This window comes from Flavobacterium glycines (assembly GCF_900100165.1).
Lineage (GTDB): Bacteria > Bacteroidota > Bacteroidia > Flavobacteriales > Flavobacteriaceae > Flavobacterium > Flavobacterium glycines.
Map to the genome: position 1 here is coordinate 350,620 of NZ_FNEO01000001.1, position 13,920 is coordinate 364,539.

Annotated in this window: 14 protein-coding genes; 13 read left to right on the top strand and 1 reads right to left on the bottom strand. The window is 35.8% G+C overall.

Annotated features, from left to right (window positions below; genetic code table 11):
- The first annotated feature begins 275 nt into the window (after positions 1 to 275).
- The 4 genes from BLR17_RS01365 (at position 276) to BLR17_RS01380 (ending at position 4,994) form a co-directional block, all read left to right on the top strand.
- Positions 276 to 2,738 (top strand): TonB-dependent receptor, encoded by a 2,463-nt coding sequence (locus BLR17_RS01365; RefSeq protein ID WP_066328345.1) that lies wholly within the window; start codon positions 276 to 278, stop codon positions 2,736 to 2,738.
- A gap of 63 nt (positions 2,739 to 2,801) precedes the next feature.
- Complete coding sequence (locus BLR17_RS01370) at positions 2,802 to 3,131, top strand: hypothetical protein (protein ID WP_066328344.1); 330 nt, start codon at positions 2,802 to 2,804, stop codon at positions 3,129 to 3,131.
- Between the two features lie 9 nt (positions 3,132 to 3,140).
- Positions 3,141 to 3,443, top strand: coding sequence for a hypothetical protein (locus tag BLR17_RS01375; RefSeq protein WP_066328343.1), 303 nt, complete (start codon positions 3,141 to 3,143; stop codon positions 3,441 to 3,443).
- A gap of 3 nt (positions 3,444 to 3,446) precedes the next feature.
- Positions 3,447 to 4,994, top strand: coding sequence for a PepSY-associated TM helix domain-containing protein (locus tag BLR17_RS01380; RefSeq protein WP_066328342.1), 1,548 nt, complete (start codon positions 3,447 to 3,449; stop codon positions 4,992 to 4,994).
- A 65-nt stretch (positions 4,995 to 5,059) separates the two neighbouring features.
- Here BLR17_RS01380 and BLR17_RS01385 read toward each other — a convergent pair whose 3' ends face one another.
- Positions 5,060 to 5,428 (bottom strand): toxin-antitoxin system YwqK family antitoxin, encoded by a 369-nt coding sequence (locus BLR17_RS01385; RefSeq protein WP_066328341.1) that lies wholly within the window; start codon positions 5,426 to 5,428, stop codon positions 5,060 to 5,062.
- Between the two features lie 308 nt (positions 5,429 to 5,736).
- On the opposite strand from BLR17_RS01385, the gene aspS reads away from it, so the two are divergent.
- The 9 genes from aspS to BLR17_RS01430 all read left to right on the top strand — a co-directional run bounded on the left by aspS (position 5,737) and on the right by BLR17_RS01430 (position 13,920).
- Positions 5,737 to 7,485 carry an aspartate--tRNA ligase gene (gene aspS / locus BLR17_RS01390; protein WP_066328340.1) on the top strand — a complete coding sequence of 583 codons (1,749 nt, stop codon included), beginning with the start codon at positions 5,737 to 5,739 and terminating at the stop codon, positions 7,483 to 7,485.
- A 128-nt stretch (positions 7,486 to 7,613) separates the two neighbouring features.
- Entirely contained in the window at positions 7,614 to 7,808 is a 195-nt protein-coding gene (locus tag BLR17_RS01395; protein ID WP_035634121.1) for a cold-shock protein, read from the top strand.
- Positions 7,809 to 8,044: 236 nt separating this feature from the next.
- A complete protein-coding gene (locus tag BLR17_RS01400; RefSeq protein ID WP_066328339.1) occupies positions 8,045 to 8,410 on the top strand; it encodes an NADH-quinone oxidoreductase subunit A in 366 nt (121 codons plus the stop codon).
- Between the two features lie 143 nt (positions 8,411 to 8,553).
- Positions 8,554 to 9,102 carry an NADH-quinone oxidoreductase subunit B gene (locus tag BLR17_RS01405; RefSeq protein WP_066328338.1) on the top strand — a complete coding sequence of 183 codons (549 nt, stop codon included), beginning with the start codon at positions 8,554 to 8,556 and terminating at the stop codon, positions 9,100 to 9,102.
- 1 nt (position 9,103) lies between these two features.
- Positions 9,104 to 9,625: an NADH-quinone oxidoreductase subunit C gene (locus tag BLR17_RS01410; RefSeq protein ID WP_066328337.1), complete on the top strand. Its 522-nt coding sequence runs from the start codon at positions 9,104 to 9,106 to the stop codon at positions 9,623 to 9,625.
- A 32-nt stretch (positions 9,626 to 9,657) separates the two neighbouring features.
- The gene (locus BLR17_RS01415) at positions 9,658 to 10,896 is read left to right on the top strand and encodes an NADH-quinone oxidoreductase subunit D (protein WP_066328336.1); all 1,239 of its coding nucleotides are present in this window, start codon (positions 9,658 to 9,660) and stop codon (positions 10,894 to 10,896) included.
- A 3-nt stretch (positions 10,897 to 10,899) separates the two neighbouring features.
- Positions 10,900 to 11,430, top strand: coding sequence for a complex I 24 kDa subunit family protein (locus BLR17_RS01420; protein WP_066328335.1), 531 nt, complete (start codon positions 10,900 to 10,902; stop codon positions 11,428 to 11,430).
- Between the two features lies 1 nt (position 11,431).
- Positions 11,432 to 12,799 carry an NADH-quinone oxidoreductase subunit NuoF gene (gene nuoF, locus BLR17_RS01425; RefSeq protein WP_066328334.1) on the top strand — a complete coding sequence of 456 codons (1,368 nt, stop codon included), beginning with the start codon at positions 11,432 to 11,434 and terminating at the stop codon, positions 12,797 to 12,799.
- A gap of 71 nt (positions 12,800 to 12,870) precedes the next feature.
- Complete coding sequence (locus tag BLR17_RS01430; protein ID WP_066328333.1) at positions 12,871 to 13,920, top strand: NADH-quinone oxidoreductase subunit G; 1,050 nt, start codon at positions 12,871 to 12,873, stop codon at positions 13,918 to 13,920.

Sequence of the window (13,920 nt, forward strand, 5' to 3'; positions counted from 1 at the left end):
ACAATTAATTAACTGAATAACAAAAAGTTAAACTACAAGAAATTAAATTTTATTAAATCTCCAAAAAGCATTAAAATCAAGATACGACTTAAGTCTTTCCTGTCCATAGAACAATCATTTAAAAACCAATAAAACCCTTCAAATCAACAACAAAGCATTCTTATTTTGAAAACAAACCTCAATTATTTTATTTTTATTTAGAATTAATAAAAATAAATTTGTTTTCTAAATTTACGCCGTTTACTTTTGTCTTATTAAAAATTATTCTAAATAAGATGAAAACAAAATTTATTCTACCCATTCTAAGTTTATTATTCGTCCTACTATTTTCAACCTCTATTTGGTCACAGGAAAGAGCAAGTATCAAGGGACAAATCACTTTAAAAGACAATCAGTCTCCCGAAAAAATTTCGGTTATACTAAAAAACACGCGTTTTGGAACAGTAACAGATTCAAAAGGAAACTACAAAATGCAACATATCAAAGCGGGAAATTATATTTTAAGAATTTCAGCAATTGGATATATAACAAAAGAAATCAAAATCAATCTTTCAAGTGGTCAGGTATTGATTCAAAATGCTGAAATCAGTCCTGATTCGGAAGAACTGACGGAAGTAGTGATTAATGGAGGCAAAAAAAACTTTTTTGCCAAGAAAGAAAATCAGCAAATAGCAAGATTACCGCTGAGAAACCTCGAAAACCCACAGGTTTACACAACAATCTCATCAGAATTATTAAAAGATCAGGTGGTAACCAATATTGATGATGCATTGAAAAATGCTCCAGGAGTACAACCACTATGGACTTCAACAGGTCGCGGTTCTGATGGTGCAGGTTATTTTTCACTACGTGGATTCGCCGTTCAGCCCAGAGCACTTAACGGACTACCTGGTATTTCTAATGGAAGTTTAGACCCGGCTAACATTGACAGAATTGAAGTAATCAAAGGGCCTTCAGGAACTTTATTTGGAAGTACTATCGTTTCATACGGAGGTTTAATTAATATTACTACTAAAACTCCATACGACCACTTTGGCGGAGAAGTAAATTACACAGCCGGTTCTTATGGTTTGAATCGTGTAACAGCAGATATCAATACGCCTTTAAACGAAGAAAAAACCGTTAATTTAAGAATTAATACTGCCTACCACAGCGAAAACAGCTTTCAGGATGCCGGATTCAGAAAGGCCTTATTTGTTGCCCCTTCACTTTCTTACAAAGCATCAGACCGACTTTCGTTCTTATTCAATACCGAATTCTTAAGTAACGAAGCTACTAATGCAACTATGTTGTTCTTAACACGTTCGACTCCATTAAAAGTCCACAATATAGACGAATTAGGATACGACAACAAACGTTCGTACACCAGCAACCAACTATCCATTAAAACACCTTCGTACAACTTACAAGGACAAATGTTTTACAAAATCAATGATTCATGGACTTCACAAACTGCAGTTTCAAGAACATCGGCTAAATCAGAAGGATATTACAGCTATTTATTCGAAGCCACAGCCTCATTCCCTACTATTACACAAGGAGTTGTATTTGGACGTTATATCAACTATCAAAATTCAACTACATTGGCTACCGATATCCAACAAAATCTTATTGGTGATTTCAAAATTGGAAACATGAGAAACCGCTTAGTTGCCGGCTTGGATTACTTCAATCGTCAGATTACAGACAATGGTACGGGTTATGTACTTAACGGAAGAGTTTACATAGGTGATGACAGCGTACAAAATGTAAACGAAAATGTATTTGGAATCACAAATCCATCACAATACATAACAACGGGTGACAATGGAAAACTCAGCAAAAACGCTACTGATGCGTTACTAGCCGGAGCAACTGTAAACAATAGCAAAACCAAACAAGAAGTATACAGTGCTTATGTATCAGATGTAATCAACTTTTTACCAAGTTTATCTGCCATGGCAAGTTTACGTGTAGACCGTTTTATGAATGCTAATAACGGAGGTTACAATCAAACAGCTCTTTCTCCTAAATTTGGTGTAGTTTTCCAACCTATTTTAGATAAAGTATCTCTTTTTGCTAACTACATGAACGGATTCACTAACGTAGCTCCTGCAGAAGACATAAATGGAAGTACAAGAACTCCAAGAGTTTTTGACCCGGAACATGCTGACCAATTAGAATTTGGAACCAAATTAAATTTATTCAATGACAAATTGTACGCAACTTTTAGCTACTACAACATTAAAGTAACCGATCGCGTTTACAACATCCGCAATTCGGCTACAGACGTTACTTATTATCAGGACGGAGCTCAAAACAACGAAGGTTTTGAAGCCGAAATTATTGCTAATCCAATCCAAGGTTTAAATATTGTGGCAGGTTATAGCTATGTGGATGCGGGTGTTACCAAAGGAGACATTAACACAGTGGGTTACCGACCAACCAGTGCAGGGGCTTACAATACTGCCAATCTATGGGCAAGTTACCGTTTCCAAAACGATGCTTTAAAAGGATTCGGACTTGGATTTGGAGGTAATTACTCCGGAGAAAACAAAATCACTCATGGCCTTGTAACCGGAACTTTTACCATTCCTGAATATACAGTGCTGAATTCTTCAATCTTTTACGGTAACGACAAATTCAATTTAACCTTAAAAATTGATAATATCGCTAACGCAGACACTTACGACGGATGGTCGACTATTCACCCAAGAAACATGAGAAGTGCATCAGCAAGTTTCTCTTATAAATTTTAACAGCAAACAAATAACAGCTTTCTTAATCCCCAATAAGAAAGCTGTTTATTAATTCAAAAAAATATGGTCGCATTAATTAGTTTAAATATCTTTTTAGGATTTTATGTCTTATACAATACTTCCAAAAAAGCAACATTAGAAAGCAACTTACAACTGGAAAAATGGATTCAGCAAAATCCAAAACCTTCACGTTTAATAGGCTTATCGATTTTAGCAATAGCTTATAGTTTTTTAATCAGTGTAAAAGCTATAGGCGCTTCTACTTTAATTTATTTCATTCAAATTATGGTCATTGGCAGTCTAATTATAATCTTAGCTCCGCTTAGGATTATTAATTACAAATTAGTATTAGGTACATTTTTTCTGGCTATTCTTTTAGAAACCTTCTGTTAAATCTTAATCATGCCGGCAAATCCAAAATATTTAACGCAATCCAAATGGCAACGTTTTGCCAAAATAACAGCCGCCATTTTAGGCGGTTATCTGGTTTCCATTAGTTTTCACTTAGCTATTGCCTCCTGGTTTAACAAAGCCAATACAATAATCACGATGACTTTTAGTGGTTTCATCCTTTGGGTAGCACTAATGGTTGTGGCATTTTTGGCAAAAAATGGCTGGAAAATCTGGTTCATTTACTTAAGTCTCAGTCTGCTTTTTTCAGCACTGCTTTATTTAGAACAAATTGATAATCCGACAGCTAACTAAATCATGAACAATAGAAATTACAATATCTTTTTCCATACCCATACCATTAGCGGAATTGTAATCAGCGTAGTTTTGTACGTTATCTTTTTTGCGGGTTCATTTTCTTTTTTCAGGGATGATATTGCTAACTGGGAACGTGGGGAATCGGCTAGTCTGTCTAAAGGAATCCAGATCAATTACAATCAGGCTCTGAAAACATTAGACAGCATACACGATTTACAGGGGAGAAAAATCAGTATCTACCAACCTCATAACGAAAAGAAAGTCGCTTTTAGTCTGGAAGCTACTAAAGACAGTTTAGCATCTAAGAAAGCCTGTGAAGCCCAATTTTTATACCTAGACAATTCGACTTACAAGGCTTCAACCTATGCTGAAAGCTACAATTTGGGGGAATTCATATACCGACTGCATTTTTTAGCACAAATTCCTTATCCGGTGGGTTATTATTTAGCAGGATTTACAGCCTTATTTTTTCTGTTTGCCATAGTAACGGGAGTATTATTGCATTGGAAAAAAATTGTCTCCAATTTCTATGTTTTCAGACCCAAAGAAAAATTAAAAACCTGGTGGACTGATGCGCATACTTCTTTAGGAATCTTGGGACTTCCTTTCCAATTTGTATATGCGGTAACCGGAACCTTTTTTATGATTAAATTGCTAATTGTAGCCCCGGCTGTTCAATTTTTATACCAGGGTGATCAGGATAAATTATACAAAGAGCTGGAATACACCACTAACGAATATCAATTTGAAAACAAAGCCTTAAAGATAGTTTTCGACATTAACCAAATGGTCGCTGATACTAAAAAGCAATGGAAAGATTTTGACATCACTCATGTAGAAATTCAGAACTACGGCGATACTAATATGCACCTGCTTGTAGAAGGGGAAGTAACCTACGATAAAAAATTTACTGCTATTGGCAAAATAGTTTACAAAGTAGCAAGCGGAGAGATTGTTGTTAAGAAAGACCCTTATGAACCAAGCAGCTATTTAGATATAGTAAAAAATGTGTTGTATCGCATCCATTTTGGGGATTACGGAGGTTATGCTTTAAAAATTATCAGCTTTATATTGGGAATTCTGACTTGTTTTGTCATCATTTCGGGAGTCATGATTTGGCTGGTTGCCCGTGATAAGAAAAATGTACCTGAGAAAAAAAGACGCTTTAACGAAGGAGTGGTTCGGATTTACTTAGCCATTTGTTTGAGTATGTTTCCGGTAACAGCAATGAGTTTTATTGCCGCGAAAGTTTTTTATCCTTTGGGACAAAACAATCTATATAGCGTCTATTTTATCAGTTGGTTACTATTGAGTATCTTTTTTATCCTTAAGAAAAATAACAACTTCACTAATCGATTTTGTCTGTTTTCAGGAAGTATTTTAGGCTTCATGATTCCAATTGCCAATGGAATAAAAACCGGAGACTGGTTTTGGATTTCATTTACAAATCATCAATTCCAACTCTTCTTTGTAGACGTTTTTTGGATTTTCCTTTCGACAATCACTTTATATGCGGCTTACAAATTGAAAACTACAACGAAAAATTAATTCCATAAAAAAAGGCTTCGCTGAAAATTTCAGCGAAGCCTTTTTCATAATTAACTATTGTAAATCTAATCCATATTATTAACTACTGCGTCCTTTTTCCAGTTTTTCACTGAAGCAATTCGGTTATCGGAATAATCCACTTCACTTAAAGTAGCAAATCCTTTTTCGCTGGCATCTGTCCAGAAAAACCATTTCCCTACTTTTTTTCCATTTTTATATTCAGCGATTGCTGTTTTGTTACCACTCTCATCATAAGAAACCCAAGTACCTTCCAGTTTTCCATTTTTAAAGAACCCTACTTGTTGTACCTGACCATTATCATAAAAATAAGTGGCTTTTACTTTTTTACCAAATGGCTCTAAAACTGGTTTCGCTTCCTGAGCAAAAATAACCCCTGAGAATAGTACTGCTACTAAAATTACAAACTTTTTCATATCGTTAATTTTTAATTATTTACATCCTTTGAATCAAAATTAGGAACAATATTTACATTAAAAAAACATTTTGGTAACAATTTCGTAACACATGTAAAAGCTTAACATTAGAAACAAAAAAGAAAGTAAATTCTTTCTAAAAAAGTGGATTTTGAGCAAAATTCTATCAAAAAATAACTTTCAACAAAAAATTAAAAAAGGAAAATGTAAAAAATTGTCTTTATAATAAGTACAATTGAGATAAAATTAATAATTAGTCCTAAATTTGCAGCGCACTAAAAAAAGAGCAAAAATCTAAAAATTATACCATGTACAGAAGTCATAACTGTGGCGAGTTGAACGCCTCACATATCAATACCGAAGTAACACTTGCAGGTTGGGTCCAAAAATCACGTGATAAAGGGTTCATGAATTGGGTCGATTTAAGAGACCGTTATGGAATAACACAATTAATTTTTGACGAAAGCCGTACTGAAAAAGCCGTATTCGAATTAGCGAAAACACTTGGACGCGAATTTGTAATTCAGATCAAAGGAATCGTTATTGAAAGAGAAGCTAAAAACAAAAACATCCCAACGGGTGAAATCGAAATTTTAGTTTCAGAACTAAATATATTAAACAGTGCCTTGACGCCTCCATTCACTATTGAAGATGAAACGGATGGTGGTGAAGACATCAGAATGAAATACCGTTACCTTGACATTAGAAGGAATCCTGTAAAAAACAGTTTACTATTCCGTCACAAGGTAGCAATGGAAGTTCGCAAATATTTATCTGATTTGGATTTCTGCGAAGTAGAAACTCCTTACTTAATCAAATCTACTCCTGAAGGAGCTCGTGATTTTGTGGTTCCTTCCAGAATGAACGAAGGACAATTTTATGCATTGCCACAATCGCCACAAACTTTCAAGCAGTTATTAATGGTAGGCGGAATGGATAAATATTTCCAAATTGTAAAATGTTTCCGTGATGAGGATTTACGCGCTGACCGCCAGCCGGAGTTTACTCAGATTGACTGCGAAATGGCATTTGTAGAACAGGAAGATATTTTAAATATTTTCGAAGGACTGACCCGTCATTTATTAAAAGAATTAAAAGGCGTTGAAGTAGACAAATTTCCTCGCATGACGTATGAGCACGCGATGAAAACTTACGGAAATGACAAACCGGACATCCGTTTCGGAATGGAATTTGGGGAATTGAATGAGTTTGCACAACATAAAGAATTCCCAGTTTTCAACGCAGCCGAATTAGTAATAGGAATTGCCGTTCCGGGAGCCGGAAATTATACTAGAAAAGAAATCGATGCGTTAATCGAATGGGTAAAACGTCCACAAGTAGGCGCATCAGGAATGGTTTATGTAAAATGCAACGAAGACGGAACTTTCAAATCATCGGTAGATAAATTCTACGATCAGGAAGATTTAGCAAATTGGGCAAAAACAACCGGAGCTAAAGCCGGAGATATGATTTTTGTACTTTCAGGACCAGCTAACAAAACCAGAGCACAATTAAGTGCTTTACGTATGGAATTAGCCACACGTTTAGGATTGCGTAATCCGGAAGTATTTGCTCCGCTTTGGGTTGTTGATTTCCCATTATTGGAATTTGACGAAGAAAGCGGTCGTTACCATGCGATGCACCATCCTTTTACATCACCAAAACCGGAAGACATTGCATTATTAGAAACCAAACCGGGAGAAGTTCGCGCTAATGCTTATGACATGGTTTTGAACGGAAATGAAATTGGAGGAGGCTCAATTCGTATTCACGATAAAGCAACCCAACAATTAATGTTTAAATATCTAGGATTTTCTGAAGAAGAAGCCAAAGCACAATTTGGTTTCCTAATGGATGCTTTCCAATTTGGTGCTCCTCCTCATGGTGGATTAGCCTTTGGTTTAGATAGATTAGTAGCCATTTTAGGTGGTCAGGAAACCATCAGAGATTTCATTGCTTTCCCTAAAAATAACTCCGGAAGAGACGTCATGATCGATGCTCCTTCGGCAATTGACAGCTCGCAATTAAACGAATTACACATTCAGTTAGATTTATAATAAATATCTTTCGAAAAGCTTTGAATACACTGAATATCAATTATTTTATGAAAATTTTTGATATTAATCATTTTCGTATGATATTAAACATTACATTTGCCTTATTATAAATTATTATTACTATTACAATGCGTACAGGTACAGTTAAATTTTTCAATGAATCAAAAGGTTACGGATTCATTACAGACGAAGAAACAGGAAAAGACATTTTTGTTCATGCTTCAGGAATCAGCGCGGAAGAATTACGCGAAGGTGACAGAGTGAGCTACGAAGAGGAAGAAGGAAGAAAAGGAAAAGTTGCTGCTAAAGTTGCAGTAATCTAAGCAAAATATTTTTTTGTTACGAATGCTCAAAAACGTCTCGATTAGTTCGGGACGTTTTTTTTATAATTAAAAGTTAAATTTTTAGTTTTTTTTAAGAAAACTGAAAAAGCTTATTTATAATCATTAAAAACTAGAAAAAAACGTCTTAAAATCAAGCGCTAATTTTTGTTTTTAGTTTGTGTTTTATAACATTGAAGCATATCTTTGTGACTTATTTTAGCGCAAATTTTATTATTATGCAATCAGAACAATTTAACTACCTTCCAATTCTTATGCAGGCCTTACTTGCAATTGGTTTCGTAGTAGGTACTATCTTCATTTCAGGGAAACTTGGCCCTAAAAGAAAATCAGCTTCTAAAGATAAAAACTTTGAGTGTGGAATTGAGTCAGTAGGAAATGCTCGTATTCCATTTTCAGTAAAATACTTCCTTGTAGCCATTTTATTTGTATTGTTTGATGTTGAGGTAATCTTCCTGTATCCATGGGCTATCAACTTCAAAGAATTGGGCTTGGAGGGAATGATTAAAATGATTGTTTTCATGGCTTTACTTTTAGTTGGATTTTTCTACATCATCAAGAAGAAAGCTTTAGAGTGGGAATAAATAGAGAATTCAGATTTTAGATCTCAGAATTCAGATTTAAAATCAAAAACTCTTCAAACTATAAAATATTGATTTAAAAAATTGATTTTACTTTTTAGGATTTCTCAAAATCTAAAATCTAAAATCAGAAATCTAAAATAAAAATGAGCGATTCAAAAATAAATATGGTTGCCCCTCCGGAAGGTGTTGTTGGTGAAGGTTTTTTTGCCACAAAACTAAATGACGTTGTTGGTTTGGCCCGTGCCAATTCACTTTGGCCGTTGCCTTTTGCAACTTCTTGCTGTGGTATTGAATTTATGGCCACAATGGCATCTCATTATGACTTAGCACGTTTTGGTTCAGAGCGTGTAAGTTTCTCTCCTCGTCAGGCCGATATGTTGATGGTTATGGGAACAATTTCTAAAAAAATGGCTCCTATTTTACGTCAGGTTTACGAACAAATGTCAGAGCCTAGATGGGTAATCTCTGTTGGAGCCTGTGCCTGTTCAGGCGGAATTTTCGATACTTACTCAGTTCTTCAGGGAATTGACAAAGTAATTCCGGTTGATGTTTATGTACCAGGCTGTCCGCCAAGACCGGAACAAATTGTTGATGGTGTAATGAAATTACAAGAACTAGTAAAATCAGAATCTGTAAGAAGAAGAAGTTCGCCTGAGTATCAAGAATTATTAGCTTCTTATAATATCAAATAAAATGGCATTAGAAAACACCGCTATTCAAGAAAAATTAGCAGCAACTTTTGCAGGAGAGGTTTTTAATTTCCAACAGGAAAGAGATATTTTCTCCTTTGAAATCAATGCTAATAAAAACACCGCTATCATTTTATTCTTAAAAAACGACCCTGATTTACGTTTTCATTTCTTAACCGACTTATGCGGTATCCATTATCCGGATAATCCGGTAGAAAAACAATTTGCTATTGTATACCACATGCACAATTGGTACGAAAACAAACGTATTCGAATCAAAGCATTTATTAACGGGAAAAACCCGGAAATAAAAACACTATCAAATATTTTCTTAACATCTAATTGGATGGAAAGAGAAACCTACGATTTCTTTGGCGTTAACTTTATTGGTCATCCACAATTGAAACGTATTTTGAATATGGATGAAATGACTTCTTTTCCAATGCGTAAAGAATTCCCATTAGAAGACGGCGGAAGAACCGATAAAGACGACCGTTTCTTCGGTAGAACAATAGACAATTGCTAAAAAAACAATATATAATTTTTCACATTCTATAAATGTCAGAACTATTATTACCACCAGAGCATCGCTATGCTAAAATAATAAAAGAGCAACTAAACGAAGACGGAAACGAGCTTTCTATCCTGAATTTAGGACCTACTCACCCGGCTACTCACGGAATTTTCCAAAACATTCTGTTGATGGATGGAGAACGCATTTTAGATGCTGAACCAACTATTGGTTATATCCATCGTGCTTTTGAAAAAATTGCTGAAAACAGACCTTTCTACCAAATTACTCCTCTTACTGACCGTATGAACTATTGCTCCTCTCCTATCAACAATATGGGATGGTGGATGACTTTAGAAAAATTACTGGGTGTTGAAGTCCCTAAACGAGCACAATATTTAAGAGTTATTGTAATGGAATTAGCAAGAATTACCGATCACTTGATTTGTAATTCTATTTTAGGGGTGGATACTGGTGCATACACCGGTTTCCTTTATGTTTTCCAATTTAGAGAGAAAGTATACGAAATCTACGAAGAAATTTGTGGTGCCCGTTTAACAACCAATATGGGTAGAATTGGTGGTTTTGAAAGAGACTGGACTCCAAAAGCATTTGAATTATTAAACACTTTTCTTGAAGAATTTCCACCAGCCTGGAAAGAATTCGAAAACCTGTTCGAAAGAAACAGAATTTTTATAGACAGAACAGTTAATGTAGGTCCTATTTCAGCTGAAAAAGCAATGTCTTATGGATTTACAGGTCCTAATTTACGTGCTGCCGGTGTTGATTATGATGTTCGTGTTGCACATCCTTATAGTTCTTACGAAGATTTTGATTTCAAAATTCCGGTAGGAAAATCAGGAGACACTTACGATCGTTTTTGTGTTCGTAATGCCGAAGTTTGGGAGAGTTTAAGCATCATTCGTCAGGCATTGGATAAAATGCCGGAAGGAAATGAATATCACGCTGAAGTTCCTGATTACTATTTGCCACCAAAAGAAGATGTTTACCATAACATGGAGTCTTTAATCTATCATTTCAAAATTGTAATGGGAGAAGTTCCTGTTCCAGTTGCCGAAATTTACCACGCTGTAGAAGGAGGAAACGGAGAATTAGGTTTCTATTTAGTAACTGACGGAAGCCGTACTCCTTACAGACTTCATTTTAGAAGACCTTGTTTTATCTATTACCAGGCTTATCCAGAGATGATAAAAGGGGCATTACTTTCAGATGCCATCGTTATTTTATCAAGTTTAAATGTTATTGCCGGAGAATTAGACGCATAAATTATGGAACGTATACATTACAAACAAGAAATAAATATGACCGACGCATTGATGAACCGCATCAATGAATTGATTAGTCATTATCCTGAAGACAAGAAAAAATCGGCTTTATTACCTGTTTTACACGAAGTTCAGGACGCTCACGATAACTGGCTGAGTATTGAGCTAATGGATAAGGTTGCCGAAATTCTTGAAATTTTACCTATCGAAGTTTACGAAGTTGCCACTTTCTATACTATGTACAACCTAAAACCAATTGGAAAATACATGTTTGAATTTTGCCAAACATCCTGCTGCTGCCTAAACGGAGTAGAAGATTTAATGGATTATACCTGCGAAAAGCTGGGTGTGGGCATTGGCGAAACCACTGCTGACGGACTTTTTGAAGTAAGGGGTGTGGAATGTTTAGGTGCTTGTGGTTACGCTCCTATGATGCAATTAGGGGATTTTTACAAAGAGCATCTGACAAAAGAAAAAATCGATCAGTTAATTGCTGATTGCCGAGATAATAAAATAATATTACACGATAAATAAGATGTCAAAGAAAATATTATTAGACAAAATCAACGTTCCGGGGATTAAAACCTACGAAGTATATCGCCAAAACGGTGGTTATGCTTCGGTAGAAAAAGCAATAAAATCGATGACTCCGGATGAGGTTGTGGAGGAAGTTAAAAAATCAGGACTTCGTGGTCGTGGTGGAGCAGGTTTCCCTGCCGGAATGAAATGGAGTTTTATTGATAAAAAATCAGGTAAACCAAGACATTTGGTTTGCAATGCCGACGAGTCAGAACCGGGAACTTTCAAAGACCGATATTTGATGGAATTTATTCCTCATTTATTGATTGAAGGAATGATTACTTCCAGTTTTGCTTTGGGAGCTAACCGCTCGTATATCTACATTCGTGGAGAATACATGTGGGTTTTCAAAATACTAGAAAGAGCCATTGCCGAAGCAAAAGCTGCGGGTTGGTTAGGAAAAAATATATTAGGTTCAGGATACGACTTAGAATTACATGTACACTGTGGAGCTGGAGCATATATCTGTGGAGAAGAAACCGCTTTAATCGAATCTTTAGAAGGTAAAAGAGGAAATCCACGTATCAAACCGCCTTTCCCAGCCGTTTCAGGTCTTTGGGCTAATCCAACAGTGGTAAACAATGTAGAAACGATAGCAGCAGTGCCTTGGATTGTAAACAATTCAGGTGATGATTATGCTAAAATTGGAGTTGGAAGATCCACAGGAACTAAATTAATTTCTGCTTCAGGAAATATTAAAAATCCGGGAGTTTATGAAATCGAATTAGGACTAAGCGTAGATGAATTCATGAATTCGGACGAATATTTAGGAGGAATGTCTTCAAACAGACCTTTGAAAGCCTTAGTTCCGGGAGGTTCATCAGTGCCGATTTTACCAGCCGATTTAATATTTAAAACTGCTAATGGTGAAGACCGTTTAATGACTTACGAATCATTGAGCGACGGTGGATTTGCAACAGGTTCAATGCTGGGTTCAGGAGGATTTATTGTTTATGATGATACGGCTTGTATTGTTAGAAATACTTGGAATTTCTCCCGTTTCTACCACCATGAATCTTGTGGACAATGTACCCCATGTAGAGAAGGAACAGGTTGGTTAGAAAAAGTATTACACAGAATCGAAACAGGTCACGGACGTGAAGAAGACATCGATTTATTGTGGAGCATTCAATCTAAAATAGAAGGAAATACTATTTGTCCTCTTGGTGATGCGGCTTCATGGCCGGTAGCAGCAGCTATTCGTCATTTTAGAGAAGAATTTGAATACCATGTTCGTTTCCCGGAAAGAATAAAAAACAGAGATCACTTTGTGAATGAGCCTTTTGAGAAAGTAAGACATTTGGTAAGCAAGCAAGTGATTTAAAATAACGTCCCGATGACTATCGGGATTGATTTCAAAAACAAGACACTCCGCAGGAGTAAAATATTGTAATAATGAAAGTAACAATAGACGGTCAAAGCATAGAAGTAGAACCAGGAACAACCATTCTACAAGCGGCACGTATGATAGGAGGAGAATCCGTTCCGCCTGCAATGTGTTATTATTCTAAACTAAAAGGAAGCGGTGGAAAATGCCGTTGTTGTTTAGTTGAAGTTTCCAAAGGAAGTGAAGCTGACCCAAGACCTATGCCAAAATTGATGGCATCTTGTGTAACAGGATGTATGGACGGTATGGAAGTCAACAGTAAAAATTCGGACAGAGTACGTGAAGCACGTCAATCAGTTACTGAATTTTTATTAATCAATCACCCGTTGGATTGCCCTATTTGCGATCAGGCAGGAGAATGTGATTTGCAGGATTTGAGTTTTGAACACGGAAAATCAAAAACGCGCTTTATAGAAGAAAAAAGAACATTTGAGCCGGAAGATATTGGTCCAAATATCCAATTACATATGAACCGTTGTATTTTATGTCAACGTTGTGTACAAGTAGCCGATCAATTGACTGATAAAAGAGTTCATGGTGTTCTAGACCGTGGTGATCATGCTAATATTTCAACTTGTATTTCGAAAGCTATAGACAATGAATTCTCAGGAAACATGATCGATGTATGTCCTGTAGGTGCTTTGACTGATAAAACTTTCCGTTTCAAATCGAGAGTTTGGTTCAACAAACCTTTCAATGCCCACAGAGAATGTACTACTCCGGGATGTTGCGGAAAAACTACGGTTTGGATGTTTGGAAATGAAATACAAAGAGTTACCGGAAGAAAAGACCAATACCACGAAGTAGAAGATTTTATATGCAACACTTGTCGTTTTGACAAAAAAGAAGTTACTGACTGGGTTATTGAAGGACCACGAAAATTTGATAAAGATTCGGTTATCAATCAAAATAATTATACCCGTAAAATGGAAATAGTTCATATCGCTACCGAAGAAGGAATTCTGAAAGGTAGAGAACAAGACCGTAAAAAAATCAGTATGACGGCAATACCGTTAAGCAAAGAAGAGCAGGAAGAATTTAACAATGGTAATCTATAA

Excerpts from the sequence above, each read along its gene's own strand:
- BLR17_RS01375 (WP_066328343.1), top strand. The coding sequence starts at position 3,141 with ATGCCGGCAAATCCAAAATATTTAACGCAATCCAAATGGCAACGTTTT.
- BLR17_RS01410 (WP_066328337.1), top strand. The coding sequence starts at position 9,104 with ATGGCATTAGAAAACACCGCTATTCAAGAAAAATTAGCAGCAACTTTT.
- BLR17_RS01415 (WP_066328336.1), top strand. The coding sequence starts at position 9,658 with ATGTCAGAACTATTATTACCACCAGAGCATCGCTATGCTAAAATAATA.
- BLR17_RS01385 (WP_066328341.1), bottom strand. The coding sequence starts at position 5,428 with ATGAAAAAGTTTGTAATTTTAGTAGCAGTACTATTCTCAGGGGTTATT.
- aspS (WP_066328340.1), top strand. The coding sequence starts at position 5,737 with ATGTACAGAAGTCATAACTGTGGCGAGTTGAACGCCTCACATATCAAT.
- BLR17_RS01430 (WP_066328333.1), top strand. The coding sequence starts at position 12,871 with ATGAAAGTAACAATAGACGGTCAAAGCATAGAAGTAGAACCAGGAACA.
- BLR17_RS01370 (WP_066328344.1), top strand. The coding sequence starts at position 2,802 with ATGGTCGCATTAATTAGTTTAAATATCTTTTTAGGATTTTATGTCTTA.
- nuoF (WP_066328334.1), top strand. The coding sequence starts at position 11,432 with ATGTCAAAGAAAATATTATTAGACAAAATCAACGTTCCGGGGATTAAA.
- BLR17_RS01380 (WP_066328342.1), top strand. The coding sequence starts at position 3,447 with ATGAACAATAGAAATTACAATATCTTTTTCCATACCCATACCATTAGC.
- BLR17_RS01420 (WP_066328335.1), top strand. The coding sequence starts at position 10,900 with ATGGAACGTATACATTACAAACAAGAAATAAATATGACCGACGCATTG.
- BLR17_RS01365 (WP_066328345.1), top strand. The coding sequence starts at position 276 with ATGAAAACAAAATTTATTCTACCCATTCTAAGTTTATTATTCGTCCTA.
- BLR17_RS01395 (WP_035634121.1), top strand. The coding sequence starts at position 7,614 with ATGCGTACAGGTACAGTTAAATTTTTCAATGAATCAAAAGGTTACGGA.
- BLR17_RS01400 (WP_066328339.1), top strand. The coding sequence starts at position 8,045 with ATGCAATCAGAACAATTTAACTACCTTCCAATTCTTATGCAGGCCTTA.
- BLR17_RS01405 (WP_066328338.1), top strand. The coding sequence starts at position 8,554 with ATGAGCGATTCAAAAATAAATATGGTTGCCCCTCCGGAAGGTGTTGTT.